The sequence below is a fragment of the Streptomyces sp. NPDC029466 genome, assembly GCF_055574515.1.
Map to the genome: position 1 here is coordinate 1 of NZ_JBVHZH010000017.1, position 17,867 is coordinate 17,867.

Annotated in this window: 14 protein-coding genes; 5 read left to right on the forward strand and 9 right to left on the reverse strand. The window is 73.1% G+C overall.

All coding sequences use genetic code 11. From position 1 onward, the window contains the following. Window positions 1–451: 451 nt before the first annotated feature. From ACZ4XD_RS15180 to ACZ4XD_RS15200, 5 genes are all read right to left on the reverse strand, one after another. Window positions 452–1,969 (reverse strand): phytoene desaturase family protein, encoded by a 1,518-nt coding sequence (locus ACZ4XD_RS15180; RefSeq protein ID WP_468042233.1) that lies wholly within the window; start codon window positions 1,967–1,969, stop codon window positions 452–454. A 91-nt stretch (window positions 1,970–2,060) separates the two neighbouring features. Then, window positions 2,061–2,681 carry a DUF4126 domain-containing protein gene (locus tag ACZ4XD_RS15185; protein WP_468042235.1) on the reverse strand — a complete coding sequence of 207 codons (621 nt, stop codon included), beginning with the start codon at window positions 2,679–2,681 and terminating at the stop codon, window positions 2,061–2,063. A 380-nt stretch (window positions 2,682–3,061) separates the two neighbouring features. Continuing rightward, complete coding sequence (locus ACZ4XD_RS15190; RefSeq protein WP_042162189.1) at window positions 3,062–3,679, reverse strand: TetR/AcrR family transcriptional regulator; 618 nt, start codon at window positions 3,677–3,679, stop codon at window positions 3,062–3,064. Window positions 3,680–3,789: 110 nt separating this feature from the next. Further along, window positions 3,790–5,997, reverse strand: a complete 2,208-nt coding sequence (locus ACZ4XD_RS15195) for a YhgE/Pip family protein (protein WP_468042238.1) — start codon at window positions 5,995–5,997, stop codon at window positions 3,790–3,792. Beyond that, window positions 5,969–6,934, reverse strand: coding sequence for an ATP-binding cassette domain-containing protein (locus ACZ4XD_RS15200; RefSeq protein ID WP_468042240.1), 966 nt, complete (start codon window positions 6,932–6,934; stop codon window positions 5,969–5,971). Before ACZ4XD_RS15200 ends, ACZ4XD_RS15195 begins: the two co-directional genes overlap by 29 nt. 230 nt (window positions 6,935–7,164) lie before the next feature. On the opposite strand from ACZ4XD_RS15200, the gene ACZ4XD_RS15205 reads away from it, so the two are divergent. The 3 genes from ACZ4XD_RS15205 to ACZ4XD_RS15215 all read left to right on the forward strand — a co-directional run bounded on the left by ACZ4XD_RS15205 (window position 7,165) and on the right by ACZ4XD_RS15215 (window position 9,631). Next, on the forward strand, window positions 7,165–7,650 hold the full coding sequence (locus ACZ4XD_RS15205) for an SAV_6107 family HEPN domain-containing protein (protein WP_398834467.1): 486 nt from the start codon (window positions 7,165–7,167) through the stop codon (window positions 7,648–7,650). A 553-nt stretch (window positions 7,651–8,203) separates the two neighbouring features. After that, window positions 8,204–8,959, forward strand: a complete 756-nt coding sequence (locus tag ACZ4XD_RS15210) for a class I SAM-dependent methyltransferase (RefSeq protein ID WP_468042242.1) — start codon at window positions 8,204–8,206, stop codon at window positions 8,957–8,959. A gap of 258 nt (window positions 8,960–9,217) precedes the next feature. Continuing rightward, the gene (locus ACZ4XD_RS15215) at window positions 9,218–9,631 is read left to right on the forward strand and encodes a DUF3040 domain-containing protein (RefSeq protein WP_042162025.1); all 414 of its coding nucleotides are present in this window, start codon (window positions 9,218–9,220) and stop codon (window positions 9,629–9,631) included. Between the two features lie 323 nt (window positions 9,632–9,954). On the opposite strand, the gene ACZ4XD_RS15220 is transcribed toward ACZ4XD_RS15215, so the two are convergent. The 4 genes from ACZ4XD_RS15220 to ACZ4XD_RS15235 form a co-directional block, all read right to left on the reverse strand. Next, window positions 9,955–12,384 carry a transglutaminase TgpA family protein gene (locus ACZ4XD_RS15220; RefSeq protein ID WP_468042245.1) on the reverse strand — a complete coding sequence of 810 codons (2,430 nt, stop codon included), beginning with the start codon at window positions 12,382–12,384 and terminating at the stop codon, window positions 9,955–9,957. Between the two features lie 163 nt (window positions 12,385–12,547). After that, window positions 12,548–13,900, reverse strand: a complete 1,353-nt coding sequence (locus ACZ4XD_RS15225; RefSeq protein ID WP_468042247.1) for a DUF58 domain-containing protein — start codon at window positions 13,898–13,900, stop codon at window positions 12,548–12,550. Next, window positions 13,900–14,955, reverse strand: a complete 1,056-nt coding sequence (locus ACZ4XD_RS15230; RefSeq protein ID WP_468042249.1) for an AAA family ATPase — start codon at window positions 14,953–14,955, stop codon at window positions 13,900–13,902. The genes ACZ4XD_RS15225 and ACZ4XD_RS15230 overlap by 1 nt, the downstream gene beginning before the upstream one ends. Window positions 14,956–15,184: 229 nt before the next feature. Further along, window positions 15,185–15,742, reverse strand: coding sequence for a beta-class carbonic anhydrase (locus tag ACZ4XD_RS15235; protein WP_468042251.1), 558 nt, complete (start codon window positions 15,740–15,742; stop codon window positions 15,185–15,187). Window positions 15,743–16,247: 505 nt separating this feature from the next. On the opposite strand from ACZ4XD_RS15235, the gene rsmH reads away from it, so the two are divergent. Together rsmH and ftsL are read left to right on the forward strand one after the other, a co-directional pair. Then, a complete protein-coding gene (gene rsmH / locus ACZ4XD_RS15240; RefSeq protein ID WP_468042253.1) occupies window positions 16,248–17,216 on the forward strand; it encodes a 16S rRNA (cytosine(1402)-N(4))-methyltransferase RsmH in 969 nt (322 codons plus the stop codon). Continuing rightward, window positions 17,213–17,866 carry a cell division protein FtsL gene (gene ftsL / locus ACZ4XD_RS15245; protein WP_468042255.1) on the forward strand — a complete coding sequence of 218 codons (654 nt, stop codon included), beginning with the start codon at window positions 17,213–17,215 and terminating at the stop codon, window positions 17,864–17,866. The genes rsmH and ftsL overlap by 4 nt, the downstream gene beginning before the upstream one ends. Window position 17,867 lies beyond the last annotated feature (1 nt).

The window sequence follows — 17,867 nt, forward strand, 5'->3', positions numbered from 1 at the left end:
GTCCGGACTGCTTCGCTTTACGTCCGGACACCCCCACCCGCGCAGGCCCGTCCCCTCCCGTTGGAGGGTGGGAAAAACCTTGGTGGGGGACCCGTAGGCGGTCCGGTGCGGGTTGTCGATCACATGCCTGGCCATCGGCATGGCCATAGGCACAGGCACGGTCACGGGCATGGGCGGCCAGCCCCCACCCACCTGCACTCACTTCCCCAACGGGAGGGGACGGGCCGGAGGGGCCGGTGTGTGGGACGTAAAGCGAAGCAGTCCCACACACCAGCCCCGGAGGTCCGTCACCGCACCCACAAACCACCCGGCCCGCCGCGTGGGGGTACCTCCCACGCCCTTCAGGCAGTGGGGGAGCAACGGCGAGAAACCACCACGGTGGGAGAGCCAAAAACGCGGGCCGAAGGCAAAGCGCAGCGCACGGCGGGAAGCCCACCCAACCGCGGAAACCTTACGAAGAGCCGCGCCACTCGTCGCCGTTGACGATCAGGCCCGCGACGATCGCGCCGGACATGCCGGCGTGGGCCGGGCCGCCACCCGGGTGGGACCAGCCGCCGACCGCGTAGAGCCCGGGTATGCGGGTGCGGTTGGCGGGCCGCAGGAACCGGCCCTGCTGGCCGGCCAGTGCCGGTCCCGGCACCAGCGCGTCGTCCGTCGGGGGCAGCACCTCGCGCCACAGCACCCGGTCCCGCAGCCCGGGCACCGCGGCCTCGGCGATCTCGGTCATCCGCTCGGCGCAGGCCGCCACGGCTTCCCCGTCGGTCCAGTCGACCGGGCCGTGCGGAGCCACCGTCGCGGTCAGGGTCACGGCCTCATGGGCGTCGTCCGGCCGGGTGGCCGGGTCGTCCGGGCGCAGCACCGTCACCGTGGGCCGGTCGCAGGGGGTCCGCAGCCCGGACCCGTCGCCGAACACAGCCGTCAGCTCGGCCGCGCGGTCCGCGGCATGGACCACCGTCCGATGAGCGGCGTCCCCGGGGCGCGCCCCGCGCAGCGCGAGACAGACCGTGAGCCGTCCGGTGGCGCGGTCACCCGGCACCGGGTCGGGACGGACGTCGTCCGCGCCCCACGGCTGACGCCCCCGGCAGAGCTCCACGAGCCGCACCGGATCGACGCCCGCGATCACGAACTCCGCCTCGGACACCCGGCCGTCGGCCAGCTCCACGCCCGCCGCGCGGCCGTCCTTCTCCACGATTCCGGTCACCGCCGTGCCGAAGCTGAACTCCACCTTGCGCGCCACACAGCGCTCGTACAGCGCGTCGGCCAGTGCCCGCATCCCGCCGTGCGGATACCAACTCCCGAAGGTCTGCTCCATGTACGGCAGCACGACGGCGCCGGCCGGGGCGCTGCGCGGGTCGAAGCCGTACGCCAGCGCATGGCTCTCCAGCAGCGCGATCAGCCGGGGGTCGGCCAGCTCGCGGCGGGCCACTTCGGCGAGGGTGGCGGTCGTGGGGCCCTTGCCCCGGCCGAACAGACCGCGTTTGCGCACCGCCGGATACGGATCGCGACCCAGCACGTGCCAGTCCGGCCACAGCGGCTCCTCCAGGAGCGGCCGGCGGGTGGCGTCCCAGGCCTCGCGGGCGCGCCCCACCAGGTCGCTCCAGCGCTCTCCGGCGCCCGCGCCCAGTGCCTCGTCGAGGGCGGCCAGGACGCCGGCCCGCGAGGCGTTCGGCAGCGAGACGGCCGCGCCGTCGGCGAACACATGGCGGGCGGCGGGGTCGACCTGGGTCAGCTCGACGCAGCTCTCCAGCGGCTCCCGGCCGGTCTTGAGGAACAGATCGCGGTAGACGGCCGGCAGATGCAGCAGTCCGGGCCCCGTGTCGAAGGCGAAGCCGTCCCGTGTCAGCTGCCGCAGCGCGCCGCCGTGCGTCGCGCCGCGCTCGAACACCGCCACCCGGTGGCCCGCGACGGCCAGCCGGGCAGCGGCTGCCATCGCGCCCATCCCGGCGCCGATCACCGCAATCCGTGCCATGCCTGCGACTTTATCCGGCCCCGCTGACAACGCCCGCACGGCTGTGGAAAACCGTCCGGCAGCGGCCGTCCGCCACCGCCGGGAGCCGCCGTCAGGCCGCCGGAGGTGCCGCGCCGGCCGCCACGGCCGACCGCTTCTGCGCGCGCCGCTCCCGCCGCCGCTGGAGGAACCGGCGGATCCTCGACCACAGGAAGATCACCACCGCGATCCCCGCGGCCAGCAGCGTCCCCGCGATGACCGCCGCGGCCACCGGATGGAACAGGGCGAAGGCGATGAGCCCCGCGACCCCCAGATCCTCGGCCAGGCTCAGCACGATGTTGCTGGCCGGCTCCGGTGAGGTGCTGACCGCGATCCGGGTGCCCGCCTTGACCAGATGGCTCAGCAGCGCCGTGGAGCCGCCCACCGCGCCCGCCGCCAGCTCGGGCAGCGAACCGTTGTGGCCGGCCAGCAGCGCCGCCACCACCCCGCCGGCGACCGGACGGATCACCGTGTGCACGGCGTCCCAGACCGAGTCCACGTACGGGACCTTGTCGGCGACGGCCTCGACCACGAAGAGCAGCCCGGCCACGATCAGCACATCCGGGCGCTCCAGCGCCGCGGGCACCTCATCGGTGACGCCGGTCGCGCCGAGCAGACCGAGGAGCAGGACGACGGCGTAGGCGTTGATCCCGCTCGCCCAGCCACTGGTGAACACCAAGGGAAGTACGGACACGCCGCAGATCGTAGGCCCCGACTGGGGGCCGGTGCTCAGTTTTGAGTATCCGTACTCAGACGCCGAGATGAGTAGGTACGCGGATGGGCCGGAGCCCGCCCGGACGGAAGAGTAGGGATCACGGAAGGGAAGCGGCGCCGCACCGCCGACACGGGGCGGCGGAGCGGCGCGGCTCCCGGACGTGACGGGGGAACACGGGGGACGCACGGGGGAGTACGGGGGAGAACGGGGGAAGCGCTGTCCTGGTCGGATCGAAGGGGGAACGATCCGTGCCAGGGCAGCGCACCCTTTTGTGCGGGCCCCGGGGGAAGGAAAAGGGGTGCGTGCCGTACCTGACCACTACGGCGCGCACCCTCTTTTACTTCCGGGACGCCCTCACCTCACTGCGAGGGCCGGCCGCTGATCCGCCCCTGGAGCAGCCGCGACAGCGCCGCGTGCACGTCGTCGATCGATCGGTCCGGCTGGTACGACTGCCAGTCCAGGGCGGCCACCAGCACCATCCCGAACAGCGCCGAGGCGGTCAGCGGGATATCGATCTCCTCGCTCAGCTCCTCACGGGCGACCGCCTCCCGCAGCACGTCCTCCACCACCGTGATGGCCCGCTCCCGCACCACCATCAGCGTCGACTGCCAGGCCCGGTTGGTGCGCCACAGCTCGGCGACGTAGAGCTGGGTGAGCGCCGGGTAACGGGAGATGAAGTCCAGCCCGGCCCGGATCATCGCGTCCAGCGCGTCGATCCGGGTGCCGCCCCCGTCGGCCACCTCCTCGGCGGCCGCCTGGAGGGACGTCGCCAGCATCTCGATGCCGTGTCGCAGCAGCTCTTCGAAGAGCACGTTCTTGCTCGCGAAGTTGTAGTAGACGGTGCCCTTCGCGACACCCGCCCGCTCGGCGATCTCGTCCACCGTGGTGGAGGAGAAGCCCTGTTCGGCGATGAGGGTGACCGCGGCTTCGAAGAGCTTGAGCCGGGTGGCGTCGCGGCGTGTATTGGAGCTGTCCATGGGGGCGATTGTGCCGCCCCCGGCCGATTGATGCGCGGCGTGGTGGGGGTCCCCCCGGACGGAGTCCGGGGGAACCTCCGGCAGGGCGGTGGTGGGCGACGGGCGGGCGCTCACAGGCTCAGTTCCGGATGCAGGTCCTTCATCCGCACCACCTGGCGGCCGCGCGCCGTCAGGGACGTCAGCGCGAGGGCCCCCACGGTGAACGCCAGCAGCACCACACTGCCCTGCCACACGGGCGCGAGGTCACCGCCCGTGATGAGCCGGCGCAGCCCCTCCACGATGTAACTCATCGGCAAATACGGGTGGATGGCGGCGAAGAAGCCCGGACTGGTCTGCACCGGATAGGTGCCGCCCGCCGACGTCAGCTGGAGCATCAGCAGCGCCAGCACCAGGATCCGCCCGGCCGGTCCGAACTGCGCGTTCAGCCACTGCACCAGTGCCGAGAAACACCCCGTGACCAGGACGAGGAACCCGATCGTGCCGGCCGCCCGCACCATCTCCAGACCGATCGCGAAGTGCAGTACGGACATCAGCGCCGCGGTCTGGAGCACGCCCACGCCGAACACCGGCAGCCAGCCCGACAGCGCCACCCGCCAGGAGGCCGCGCCCATCGCCAGCGCCCGCCGGTTGAGCGGCTGGATCAGCATGTACGCCACCATCGCGCCCACCCACAGGGACAGCGGGATGAAGTACGGGGCGAACCCGGTGCCGTAGTTGGGCGCCTTGTGGGCCGCGTCCGAGGACAGCTGCACCGGGTCGGACATGACCAGGGTGTGCGCGTCGCGGTCCTTCTTGCCGTAGTCGGGGATCCGCTTCGCCCCGTCGTGCAGCCCGCCGGCCAGCTTCTGCGAACCGTCCGAGAGCTTGAACATGCCGCCGTTCAGTGTCTGCGCGCCGTCCTTGAGGCGGCCCACACCGGAGTCGAGGTCGCCGATCCCGGCCGCCGCGCGGCCCGTACCGTCGTGCAGCCGGTGCGCACCGTCGTTGAGCCGGTCCGCGCCGTCCGCCAGCCGGGCGTTGCCGGCGGCCAGTTTGCGCGCCCCCGCGGACACCTTGTGCGCACCGTCGTTCAGATCGTTGATCTTCTTGACCGCGGCGTCCATGTCGGCGCCCAGGGTGGGCCCGCGCTGCGCCAGCTCGTTCGCCAGGGAGTGCAGGGCGTCCAGGTCCCGGCCCAGTTGGTCGAGCTTCTTCTGGTCGTGCACATAGCCGCTGACCTCCTCGGCCTTGTCCGCCGCGGTGGCCGCCTCCTCCTTGAGCTGCTTCAGCTCCGCACAGGAGGTGTCGAGCCGCACCCCGCTCTCACAGCGCAGCCGGTAGTAGGAGGCCATGTGATCGGAGATCCCCCGGGACAGCTTCGCACCGGTGGAGGCCGCGGCGGGCAGCTTGTCCAAGTGGTCACGGATCGCCTGCGAGCCGTCGGCGACGAGCTGCGCCGCCTCGCCGATCTCCTTGCCGTGCGCCCGGATGAAGGGCCCCACCTTGCCGACGACTCCGTTGACCTTGTCGGCCAGCTGCTGGGTTCCCTGCGCCACCTGCCCCGAGCCGTCGGCCAGTTGGCGCGAGCCGTGGGCGGCGGTCCCGGCTCCCCGGGCGAGATCGGAGCTGCCCCGGGAGAGCCGGCCCGCCCCCGCGTCGAGGTCGCCCAGACCGGTGACGAGCTTGCCGCTGCCGTTCTTCGCGGTGCCCAGGCCGTCGGCCAGCTTGCCTGTGCCGTGCTTGGCCTGCCCGATGCCGTCCTGGAGCCGGTCGGCGCCGTTCGCGGCCTGTTCGGTCTTGCCGTGCAGCGTCGAGAACGAGACAAAGATCTTGTCGAGGAAGGTCCGCGACGACTTCGTGGAGGCCGCCGAGCGCACCTCGGAGAACACCGTCCGGGAGATCTGCCCGACGATGTAGTTGTTCGCGTCGTTCGTCCGCACCTTCAGTGCGCCGGTCTCCGGATGGTCCCCGGAGCTGGAGGCGATCCGTCGGCTGAAGTCCTTCGGGATGGTCAGCGAGAGGTAGTACGAGCCGTCCTCGACGCCCCTGGCGGCCTCCTTGGAGTCCACCGGCCGCCAGTCGAAGGTATGACTGTCCCGCAGCCCGGAGACGATGCTGTCGCCCGCCGAGATCCGCTTCCCGCCGACGGCCGCACCGGTGTCCTCATTGACCAGCGCGACCGGGACCTTGTCCAGCCGCCCGTACGGGTCCCAGAAGGACCACAGATAGAGCGCGCCGTACAGGAGCGGCAGCAGCAGGAGGGCGGCCAGCGCGGCCCGCGGCAGCTTGCCCCTCCCGAACCGCTTCAGCTCAAGCGCGGCCAGTTTCGGCGAGCGCATCGGCCGCCCCCTCCTCGTCGTCGTGGCCGTCGTCGGCGGGTGCCCCGGCCGGTGCGCTGTCCGCAGTCCCGGTGTCGGCCGGTCCGGAGGGCTTGCCCTGACTGCCCTTGCTCGTCTCTCCGGTCTCTCCGGCCTCTCCGGCCTCACTCGCCACCGGGGGTGCGCTCTCGTCGTGGTCCGTGGTGGTGCTGGCGGTGCCGGACGCGTCCTCGGGGGCGGTGGGCTCCGGGCGGCTGCCCGTACGGACCAGCACCACGTCCTCGTCGCCCTCCGGCGGTTCGCTGCACACCGCGAGCACCGTGGTGCCGCCCGCCGCGAGGCCGTGCAGCATCTTCCAGGCCGCACCGCGCTCGTCGTCGGACAGCTTCAGATCGGTGTCGTCGACGGCCAGCAGCCGGGGGCCGCCGATCAGCGCGAGCGCCACGGACAGCCGCAGTGCCTCCAGCCGTTCCAGGTCGCGCACGGACGTACGGATCCCCTTGGGCAGCGACTCGAGATCGAGGCCGGCCGCGGCCAGCGCGGTGTCCACCAGGGCGCGGGCCGCGGCCCTGCGCTCGCGCCGGGGCTTCAGCAGCGCCCGCAGCGAACCACCGAACCGGCCCTGCAACAGGGCGCGTTCCCGCAGATGCTCGCCCACGGTGAGCGCCGGATCGAGCTCGGCGACCCCCGGCACATGGGCGAGCGCGGTGACGGACCGGACCGCGGCCTTCTTCTTCGGCAGCGGCAGTCCGCCGACCTCGGCGGTGCCCGCTGCGGACTTCATCCGGCCGGTGAGCGCGAGCAGCAGACACGTACGGCCCGAGCCCGACGGGCCCTGCACGGCGATCAGTGATCCGGGCCCGGCCGTGAAGTCGATGTTCCGGAACGCCCATCCGCGGGGGCCCTTGACCCCGAATCCCGCGGCCGTGACCGCCGCCCCGTGCGGGGTGCTGTCCACGATCCCCTCCTTTGAACTGACTGGTCAGTTCAAAAAGTATGCCGCACCCCACCCCCCGTTCCGCAAGGGGACGTTGGGAATCCGTTCCCGCGGATTCGCGGATCAGGCGTCCCCTTTTCGACGTAAGTGCAGGTCAGTGCCGATTGTCAGTGGCGTACGTCACGATGGGCTCATCCGGTCCGAAATCGGCATTCGGTCCCGAACCGGCATGCGACGACAGGAGGTTCGTCATGGCAGCTCGTCCCGACAGGGGCAGCTCCGCTGCGTACGGTCCCCCGAGCGATGTCCACCCCGTCCTGCGGCGGGCGACCGCACCACCCGCCGCACTCGCCCTGCTCACCCAGGCCCAGCAGGGCCTCGACGAAGCACAGACCCTCGAAACCCCCAACGAGCAGTTCGCCACGGCCCATCTGGCCGCGCTGCGCACCGCCGCCGCCGTCCTCGCCGTCCGCGGCCGGCCGGAGACCACCGTGCGCCGCAGGCAGCGTATCCGCAGCGCCTGGGAAGTGCTGCCCGAGGTCGCGCCCGAACTGGCCGAGTGGAGCGCCCTGTTCGCCGCCGGAGCCGCCCGCCGCGCGAAGGCCGAGGCCGGCATAGCCGGCGCGGCCAGCCGCCGTGACGCCGACGACCTCCTGCGGGACGCCGCCATGTTCCTGCGCCTGGTGGAGCGGATGCTGCTCCTCCAGCCCTCCCTGCCACCTCAACGGGCGGGGTGAGGAACAGCTGAGCCTGGGGGAGGCGGAGGGGAGCGGGAGGAGGGGAGTGGGGGTGGGGTGGGGGCCCGGGGGGGAGGGGGAAGGAAAGCGGCGGTACTCGGCTCCCGCTGCCCCCACCTGCCCCGCCCCCGCCTCTCCACCGCTGCGTCTGCCTCTCCACCCGCCGCGCCCCGCCTCTCCGCCCCCCCCGGCCACCGCGTCCCTCCGCCCCATCGCCTACGCCAGCCCCTCGCCCGCCGTGCCTGTACCCCCCCCACGCCGCCGCGCCCGTAGCACCCCCTCACCCGCCGCGCCTGCTCCCCGCCACCCCAGGACCACCCCCTCCCACCACCTCTGCCACCCCTCCGCCCGCCGCGCCCGCCTCTTCGCGCCCCGGGCCGCCGTCCTCCTCCGCTCCACCACCTCCGCTCCACCACCTCCACCACCCGCTCCCCCTCCCGCCCCGCCGAGCGCCACGTCGGCTCCCGATGGCTCCGCAGGCGGCGGACGGCGCGGGACGGAATAGGGTGGTGGACGCCTAGACGTTCATGCCCCCGCCGAGGAGCCACCCGCCGTGTCTGACCCGCTGCGCCCGCGCGCATCCCTTCGTACCGCCGTGGTCTGGGAGGTCCTCAAGGACGCCCTGGAGCGCCGGGTCAAGGCCACCGGCCGCGACGTCCTGGACGTCCTCGACACCGGCGGCGGCACCGGCAACTTCGCCGTACCGGTCGCCCGCCTCGGCCACCGCGTCACGGTCGTCGACCCCAGCCCCAACGCCCTCTTCGCCCTGGAGCGCCGGGCCGCCGAGGCGGGCGTCGCCGACCGGGTACGCGCGGTCCAGGGCGACGCCCACGGCCTGTTCGACGTCGTCGAGCGCGGCGGCTACGACACCGTGCTCTGCCACGGCGTGCTGGAGTACGTCGACGACCCGGCCGAGGGCGTCCGCAACGCCGTCGACGCGCTGCGTCCGGCCGGCACCCTCAGCCTGCTCGCGGCCGGTCTGGGCGGTGCCGTCCTCGCACGCGCCCTCGCGGGCCACTTCACCGAGGCCCACCAGGCCCTGACCGACCCGGCCGGACGCTGGGGCGAGGGCGACCCGGTGCCGCGCCGGTTCACCGCCGACCAGCTCACCGAGCTGGTGTCCGCCACCGGTCTGGACGTCGGTGCGGTCCACGGCGTCCGGGTCTTCGCCGACCTGGTCCCCGGCGTGCTGGTGGACACCGAGCCGGGCGCCATGGAGGCCCTGCTGAAGCTCGAGGCGGCCGCCGCCGAACAGCCCGCCTTCCACGCCGTGGCCACCCAGCTGCACGTCCTCGCGGAACGCGACTGACCCACGCGGCTCACGCGACTACCGCGTGCAGTCGGCCACAGACCACCCGATCAGCCCCTTCGCCCCGTATGATCGGGGTACGACGTTCCGGCATGACGGACAGGCGGGTGGGGAATGCAGGCAGCATCACCACCGGTCGCCGTGGCGGCCCGGACAGTGAACTGGCGTCGAGGGGCGGGTTTCACGGGGGCGATTCCCTGCCTATCCTGAAAGGGTCGCACCCGGTCGCCCCCCGCGACCGACGAGTAGGAGGACTCCGTGCCGCTCTCGGAGCACGAGCAGCGCATGCTCGAGCAAATGGAGCGAGCGCTGTACGCCGAAGATCCCAAGTTCGCGACAGCGCTTGAGGGAAGCGGGCTGCGTACGTACACCCGGCGACGGGTCTACCAAGCGGTCGCGGGCTTCCTGGTGGGTATCGCCCTGCTCATGGCCGGCATGGTCGCGCAGCAGATCTGGATCAGTGTGGTGGGCTTCCTCGTCATGCTCGGCTGCGCCGTGCTGGCGGTCACCGGCTGGCGCAAAGCTCCCAAGCCGGGTGAGCGGCAGTCCGGTGCGGGTTCCGGAGGTGCCGCGGGTGCCCCGGCACGCCGTCAGGCCAGGCAGCGGCGCTCGATGATGAACCGTATCGAGGACCGCTGGCAGCGACGCAGGGACGAACAGCAGGGCCACTGAGCCACGACGGGAGCGGCGGATTCGTGGGATTTCCCCGAATCCGCCGAGCACGTTCTCTGAGCAATCCCGCGCGCCCCGGGAGTTGTTTCTTTCCGTCATTGTTCGTGTCGCGCCGCACGGCACTTTCGGTCACTCTTTCCCGCCGCGTTTTAGCCGTGGCAGTTCGCCGTTTCCGGCCCGCAGTTCGCCTTCCGCGCGCCCGATAGTGCACCGCTGATTTCCGCCCTTCGGTACGCAACACGTTCTCCGGTGGCGCCGGAAGAGAAAATGTGCTGGGGCCGTCCGATCCTGTCGGGCGGCCCCAGCACCTGTTTGTGCCGTGGTCATGCCCGCCACGGGCCCGGCCGGAGGGCAGCCAGCACGCGCCGTGCCGTGGCCACCGGGCGGCTGTTACGGCACCGGAGCAGCAGCGCCGACCAGCGGGCCGACCAGGCCCAGCGGAGCCGGACCGCGGAGCGCGGGGCGAGCAGGGCCCGCAGCCGCAGACCACGGCTCGCGCCCGCCCGCAGCCCGGACCGCACCTGCTGTACGTCCAGGGCGAGTCCGGACACCGGCTGCGGGTGCGGGGCGTACAGCACCTGCTCGACCGCGGCCGCGACTCTCCGGGCGGCCCCGGCGGGCTCCGGTTGCAGATCCCGGATGCGGATGATGCGCTCGGCGGCCTTGCGCGGGGTCAGTGACTCGTCCGGCAGGACGCCGAAGTCCCAGGCGGTGTCCAGCAGCTCCCGCCAGGCGGCGAGGGTGGCCGCCGTGGGGTCGTCGTGCGGGCCGGCCAGGCGTCCGGAACGTATCCGCAGGCGCCACAGCAGTGGGCCCGCGGGCAGCAGCAGGACCAGTAGCGCGGCCAGTGCCGTGACGACGACCGGCCAGGGGGACGAGCCGCCGTCCGGCGGGCGGGTGCCGGCCTCCGCGGGTAGCGGGACGCAGGCCGAGCCGGAGCCGGACCGGCGCTCACCGGGGCCACAGGACGGGTCCGCCGACGGGCCCTCCGAGGGGGCCGCGCTCCGGGAGGGCGCGGGGTCCGGGCTGCCGGGGGCGGGGGCGTCCGGGGTGTCGGGGTACGCGTAGTCCGGGACGCTGCCGCGGCTCGGGGTCGGTTCGAAGCGGGTCCAGCCGATGCCCTGGAAGTACAGCTCCGGCCAGGCGTGCGCGTCCTTGAGGCCGACCGAGGTCGTGCCGTCGGGCTGCTTGGTGCCGGGGGTGAAACCGACCGCTACCCGGGCCGGGATCCCCAGCGTCCGGGCCATCGCCGCCATCGAGAACGAGAAGTGGACGCAGAAGCCTTCCTTCTGCCGCAGGAAGCGCGCGATGGCCTCGGAACCGCTGCCGGCCCGGACCTGCGTGTTGTAGCTGAAGCCGCCGTTGAGCGCGAACCAGTCCTGGAGCTTGACGGCCCTGGCATAGGCGGTCGGGGCGCCGCGCGTGACCTGACGTGCGGTACTCCGGACGACCGGAGGCAGTGAGCGGGGGACCTTGGTGTACTCGCGCAGCAGGTCGGCGGGGGGCGCCGGGGCGGCGGCCAGCTGCCGGGACGTGGGCCGCACCTGGAGGCTCTCGACCTGATACTGGAGGCCGTGGGTGTTCTGTCCGCGGTCCCCGACGAGGGTGCGGCCCTGGGGTTCGAAGCGCCAGCGCCCGGAGATGTCCACCTTGGAGGCCGGGTAGGGGAGTGGCAGCCAGTTCTGGGCGTACCACTCGGCGGTCGAGATCGAGGTGTTGACCCGGTCGAGGTCCACCGAGGGGCTGAGGCCGGTCGGTTGCGGCAGCCGCTCGGGGACGTCCGTGACCGTGCGCTCGGACGGCTTCCAGGTCGTGCCGTCGAACTGGTCGAGGGCGACGATCCGCAGATACAGGCCGCGGGTGTCGGCGGCGGTCGTGTGGTAGTTGAGGACTTCCTTGTCCTCGGGCTGGTTGAGGCTGTCCTGAAGGGACACCAGGGGGTTCACCGCGGAGATCGTGCCGCCTCCGCCGCCGGGGCCCGCACCGCTGCCGCCGGTACCGAACAGCCCGCCGCCGAGCGAGGGCAGCAGGGCGGGCACCACCAGGGCGATCCCGAGGACCAGGGCGCCGATCCTGCGGCCCGTACGGACCGGGGCCAGGGCCGGACCGCCGAGGGCGGCGAACCCTTGGCCGCGGTCCGGCCGGCCGGCGTCGGCGCCTCCGCCGAAGACCCGGCCCCACTGGGAGAGCCGGTCCCGGCCCTCGGCCAGCAGGAGCAGCAGATAGCCGGCCGCCGCGATCAGGAACCGCAGCCAGCCCGCGCCGCCCTGGGAGAGCCCCGCCGCCACGGAGTAGAGCGCGAGCAGCGGCAGACCGGCGGGCGCGGCGCTGCGGTACGTGACCGCCAGCGCATCGACTATCAGGCCGATCATGAGCACTCCGGCGATCAGCAGCAGCCGGATGCCGGGGGTGACGGGGGCGGGGATGGCGTACCGGCCGACGTCCCGTACGCCGGCCTCCACCAGCCGGCCGAATTCCGTGAGGGCGTCCGGGCCCGGCAGCAGGCCGAGGATCGCCTCACCCGGCGTGAAGAGCAGGGTCATCAGCAGCACGCCGGCCAGCAGCTGTACGCCGATGACCAGCGGCCCGGCCAGGGGGACCCGGCGGGCGGCCGCACCCACTCCGGTCAGCAGCGCCAGCAGGATCGCCGCCTGGATCAGCCAGCTGATCGGTTCCACCAGCGGCAGCAGTGCACCGGCGGCACACAGCGTCGCCACCGTCGCACACAGCGCCAGCCGCGCCCGGCCGCTCATGCCTGTGCCTCGCTTCGTCCGGGGCCGCCGGGGCAAGGCCCGGGCCGGCCGCTGATCCGGCCACGGGGACACCGACACCGCGCCCCGGCCCGTCCGTCCGCGGGCAGCCCCTGGTCCCTCAGCGGCCGCCCGCCCGTCAGCCGTCCATGGCGCACGCTCCTGATCATGACCGGCCTCCCGTCACCGTCTCCGGGGTGCCCGTACGCTCCGCGGCCGCGCGCCACAGGGCGGGGAGGGTGTCACCGGGCGTCACCGGCAGCGCCGTCCAGCCGGCCTTCCGCAGCAGCTCAAGGCGTTCGGCCACCGGGACCTGGCCGTCGGAGAATCTGATGCCGCCGGGGCCCCGCGTCCAGGCGTCGCCGTCCAGGACGAAGGCGACGGCCGCGCCGCTGCGCTGCCGCATCCGCCCGGCGACCACCGCCTGCTCCTCGTCCAGATCGCCGAAGAAGCCGACCAGCAGCCCTTCGTTGCCGCCGCGCAGCACGTCGTACGCCGCCGACAGGCCGGGCTCCTCGGAGCGCTCCACGACGGCGAGGGTGTCCAGCAGCAGGCCCGCGGCGTCGGCGGAGCCGGTGCCTCCCGCGAAGCTGCCGGTGCCGTCGGGGCCCGGCACCGAGCTGCCGGTGTCGGTCAGCAGCCGCACCGAGAAGCCGCGCTCCAGCAGATGCACCGCGGTGGAGCCGGCGCCCGCCACCGCCCACTCGAAGGCCGAGTCGGGGCCCGAGCCCGGGTGGGCGTCCTCGCGGGTGTCGAGCAGGACCGTGCAGCGCGCCTTCTGCGGCTGCTCCTCCCTGCGGACCATCAGCTCCCCGTAGCGTGCGGTGGAGCGCCAGTGGACGCGGCGCAGATCGTCGCCGTGCCGGTAGCCGCGCGGAATGACGTCGTCCTCCCCGGCCAGCGCCGGTGAGTGCTGCCGCCCGTCGCCGTACCCGGCGGCCTCGCCCACCTGCCGCACGGCCGGCAGCGGTTCGACCCGCGGCACGACCGTCAGGGTGTCGGAGGCGCTGAACGAGCGGGTCAGCTCGCACATCCCGAACGGGTCCGAGAGCCGTAGCTGAAGCGGCCCCAGTGGATAGCGTCCGCGCAGGTCGGAGCGGACCCGGTAGGAGACCTCGCGGCGGCCGCCGGCCTCGACCCGGTCCAGGATGAAGCGCGGCCGGGGACCGAGGACATACGGCACCCGGTCCTGGAGCATCAGCACGCCGGTCGGCAGCCGGGACACGTTCTCCATCCGCAGCCGCACCCGGGCTTCGGTGGCGGCGGGCACCCGGGCGGGGGCGAGCGTCCGGCTGCCCGCGACGCGGTAGCGGGTGCGGTGCAGCACCAGGACGCACACCAGCGGGAGGGCGGCGAGCAGCAGCCCGACCCGCAGCAGGTCCGCCTGCCCGAGGAGGTAGGAGCACACCGCGGCGGCCACCCCGGCGGCCAGGAACGACCGGCCCCGGGTCGTCAGCCCCGCGAGGGCCGTCCGCAGCCCGTCCCGCTCCGGAGCGCCCTCGCTCCCCCCGTCGGACATCACAACCCCCGTACGCCGGGCGGCCGCTGGCCGGGTGTCCGCCACGGCTGGGCGGACGGCTCGGGGACCGGGACGCGCTGGAGGATCTCCAGCACGATCTGCTCGGCCGTACGGCGGTTCAACTGGGCCTGGGCGGTGGGCAGCAGCCGGTGCGCGAGCACCGGTACCGCCAGCGACTGGACATCGTCGGGGAGGGTGTACTCCCGCCCCTGGAGCGCGGCCGAGGCCTTGGCGGCGCGCAGCAGATGCAGGGTCGCCCGCGGGGAGGCACCGAGCCGCAGCTCGGGGTGGCTGCGGGTGGCCCCCACCAGATCGACGGTGTATCTGCGGACCGTGTCGGCGACATGGACCGTGCGCACCGCGTCGATCAGCTTCACGATCTCGTGGGCGTGCGCGACCGGCTGGAGGTCGTCGAGGGGTGAGGCGCCGCCGTGCACATCCAGCATCTGCAACTCGGCCGCCGGGCTGGGATAACCGATCGACACCCGTGCCATGAAGCGGTCCCGCTGGGCCTCGGGGAGGGGGTAGGTGCCCTCCATCTCCACCGGGTTCTGGGTGGCCACCACCATGAACGGGTCGGGCAGCTGGTAGGTCTGCCCGTCCATCGTGACCTGGCGCTCCTCCATGGACTCCAGGAGCGCCGACTGGGTCTTGGGCGAGGCGCGGTTGATCTCGTCGCCGATCACGATCTGGGAGAAGATCGCGCCGGGCTTGAACTCGAAGTCCCGCTGCTGCTGGTCGAAGATGCTGACGCCGGTGATGTCGGAGGGCAGCAGGTCGGGCGTGAACTGGATGCGCCGCACCGAGCAGTCGATGGAGCGGGCCAGTGCCTTGGCGAGCATGGTCTTGCCGACGCCGGGCACATCCTCGATGAGCAGATGCCCCTCGGCCAGCAGCACGGTCAGCGCGAGCCGTACGACCTCCGGCTTGCCCTCGATCACTTCCTCCACCGACCGGTGAATCCGCTCCGCGGTGGTGATCAGATCTGCCCCTGCGCTCGGCTTCGCTCGCGCGGGGGGACCCCCAAGGCTCGCTCGTTCGTCATACGTCGTCACTCGGCCCTCCTCGGCCCGTTCTACGGGCCGATGCCCCCTTTGCGGACCCGGCCCACCCCGACCGTGCGCATCGTGCCCGGCCGGGGCCAGGACGACGGCACCTACGCATTCTTGCTGCCCGCGCGGCTTCGCGTCATGACCTGTGGATAACTCACAAGGTTATCTCCCGGCCTTCCCGGCGAACCCGGCTTTCCGGGCAGGTTCGGTCGCCTGGAAGGCCGGGCCGGGGTCAGTTCTGGGGGGCGATCTCGCGCAGCAGGCCGGTCGTCACGTCGAAGACGAAGCCCCGGACGTCGTCCGTGTGCAGGAGGAAGGGGGAGGTGCGCACCCGCTGCATGGACTGCCGTACGTCCTCGTCGAGGTCCTTGAACGCCTCGACCGCCCAGGTGGGGCGCTGTCCGACCTCGGCGGCCAGGTCGTGGCGGAAGTCCTCGGTCAGGTTGAGCAGACCGCATCCGGTGTGGTGGATGAGGACGACGGAGCGGGTGCCCAGCGCGCGCTGGCTGATCGTCAGGGACCGGATGATGTCGTCGGTGACCACCCCGCCGGCGTTGCGGATGGTGTGGCAGTCGCCGAGTTCGAGACCGAGCGCGGCATGCAGATCCAGCCGGGCGTCCATACAGGCCACGACGGCGACCTTGCGGACGGGCCGGGCATCCATCCCGGGGTCGGTGAAGGCGGCAGCGTAGCGCTTGTTCGCCTCGACGAGACTGTCGGTGACCGTCTCGCCGGTACGAACGGCACCGTCGGCGGAGGGGGGCAGCGGCTGCGATGCAGGTATAGACATGGTTTCACGGTAATCGGCGCCGGTCCTTTCAGCCGCATGAGAGGTCGGGCATAGGGGTCATCATCACTCCTTGTGAGGTAACCCACAGGGCCGTCCGTCCCGCCGCCGTCCGGGTGAGAAGCCCGTGGCACGGGCGGCGGGAAAGCCGTCGCAGGACGCGCGGAACCGGTTGATTGACCGGGGCAGCCGGTGGACTAAAGTGGCGCGAAGTGGGAGGCGTGACGCTCTCCTTGGATACCGGATTCCTCGCGTGCGCGCACCGTACGTACGGCTCGGCCTCCTCCCGCTCCCATGGTCTTCCGACGTCACTTCCCCGTCGCCGGAGGGCCACTTCCCCTTCAGAGCGGGCGGGGACCAAGCGGTACGTGCGGCACCCCCAGCCAGCGGCCGGGGCCCCACCTGCCGCCCAGCCCATCGGAAGGCACATGAGCGAGCGTAGCGAGCGAGTCAGGAAGAGGTGCGCGCTCTGCCGAGGCAGGCGGGCCGAGCGCGGCGGGGCCGCCGTATGAACAGCAACACTCGCCACGTCCCCGTCATGCTCCAGAGGTGTCTGGACCTGCTCGCGCCCGCGCTCGCCGAGCCCGGTGCGGTCGTCGTCGACTGCACGCTCGGCCTCGGAGGGCACAGCGAGGCACTGCTGTCCACCTTCCCGGCGGCCCGGCTCATCGCCCTCGACCGTGACCCCTCCGCCCTGAAGCTGGCGGGCGAGCGGCTCGCCCCCTACGGAGACCGCGCCACCCTGGTACACGCCGTCTACGACGAGCTCCCCGAGGTCCTCGACCGGCTCGGGACGCCGCGGGTCCAGGGCGTGCTGTTCGACCTCGGCGTCTCCTCCATGCAGCTCGACGAGGCCGACCGCGGCTTCGCGTACGCGCAGGACGCCCCGCTGGACATGCGGATGGACCAGTCGACCGGCATCAGCGCCGCGGATGTCCTCAACACCTACGCGCCCGGTGAGCTGGTCCGGATCCTGCGCTCCTACGGGGAGGAGAAGCAGGCCAAGCGGATCGTCGAGGCCGTCGTCCGCGAGCGGGCCAAGGAACCGTTCACCACCAGCGCGCGGCTGGTGGAGCTGATCCGTGACGCGCTGCCGCAGGCCGCCAAGCGCACCGGCGGCAACCCCGCCAAGCGCACGTTCCAGGCGCTGCGCATCGAGGTCAACGGGGAGCTGACGAGCGTGGAGCGCGCCATCCCGGCGGCCGTGAAGGCGCTCGCGGTGGGCGGCCGGATCGCCGTGCTCGCCTACCACTCGCTGGAGGACCGGCTGGTCAAGCAGGTCTTCGCGGCCGGCGCGGCCAACACGGCCCCGCCCGGCCTGCCGGTGGTCCCCGAGCGCTATCAACCCCGGCTCAAGCTGCTGACCCGCGGCGCCGAACTCCCCACGGAGGAGGAGATCGCCGAGAACCGCCGGGCCGCCCCCGCCCGGCTGCGCGGCGCGGAGCGCATCCGCGAGAACGTCGAGGACACCGCATGAAAGGGCAGGGGCCGCGCGGCAGACAGAAACGCCTCGCCGCGCTGTTCCCCTCCGGCGCCGGTGCCCGCGGCACCGCGGCGCGCACGCCCTTCGTGCTGCTCATCGTCGTCCTCCTCGGCTCCGGCCTGATCACCCTGCTGCTGCTCAACTCCGCCCTCAACCAAGGGTCGTTCGAGCTCAGCAAGCTGGAGAAGCAGACCGAGGAGCTGACGGACGAGCAGCAGGCGCTCCAGCAGGACGTGGACGCCTACTCCGCCCCGGGCGCGCTGGAGCAGCGCGCCCGGAAGCTGGGGATGGTGCCCGGCGGCACCCCGGTGTTCCTGCTCCCGGACGGCACGGTCCGCGGCCGGCCGAGCGTCGCCGGACCGGAGGGGGCGCCGCTGAGCAGCTCCGCCGAGCCGTCGCCCCTCGGCCCGGCCGCCCGCACCGCCCTGCCCCGCCCGGCGGTGCCCCCGGTCCCGGCCCTGGCCGGTGTGCTGGGCCCGGACAGCGCCCCGGGCACGACGACGGCACCGGCCGATCCGGCACCCTCGGCCGCCCCGGCCTCCCTGACCTCGTTCACCTCACGCGCCTCGTCCGGCAGCGGCGCCCTCCTCGCACCCGCGCCCGCCGCCGCGGCCGCCCCCTCCCCGACGACCTCCGGCAGGTGAA

What these genes read in the sequence shown, in the direction of transcription:
- ACZ4XD_RS15180 (WP_468042233.1), bottom strand. Translation starts at nt 1,969, where the DNA reads ATGGCACGGATTGCGGTGATCGGCGCCGGGATGGGCGCGATGGCAGCC.
- ACZ4XD_RS15190 (WP_042162189.1), bottom strand. Translation starts at nt 3,679, where the DNA reads ATGGACAGCTCCAATACACGCCGCGACGCCACCCGGCTCAAGCTCTTC.
- ACZ4XD_RS15195 (WP_468042238.1), bottom strand. Translation starts at nt 5,997, where the DNA reads ATGCGCTCGCCGAAACTGGCCGCGCTTGAGCTGAAGCGGTTCGGGAGG.
- ACZ4XD_RS15205 (WP_398834467.1), top strand. Translation starts at nt 7,165, where the DNA reads ATGGCAGCTCGTCCCGACAGGGGCAGCTCCGCTGCGTACGGTCCCCCG.
- ACZ4XD_RS15220 (WP_468042245.1), bottom strand. Translation starts at nt 12,384, where the DNA reads ATGAGCGGCCGGGCGCGGCTGGCGCTGTGTGCGACGGTGGCGACGCTG.
- ACZ4XD_RS15225 (WP_468042247.1), bottom strand. Translation starts at nt 13,900, where the DNA reads ATGTCCGACGGGGGGAGCGAGGGCGCTCCGGAGCGGGACGGGCTGCGG.
- ACZ4XD_RS15235 (WP_468042251.1), bottom strand. Translation starts at nt 15,742, where the DNA reads ATGTCTATACCTGCATCGCAGCCGCTGCCCCCCTCCGCCGACGGTGCC.
- rsmH (WP_468042253.1), top strand. Translation starts at nt 16,248, where the DNA reads ATGAACAGCAACACTCGCCACGTCCCCGTCATGCTCCAGAGGTGTCTG.
- ftsL (WP_468042255.1), top strand. Translation starts at nt 17,213, where the DNA reads ATGAAAGGGCAGGGGCCGCGCGGCAGACAGAAACGCCTCGCCGCGCTG.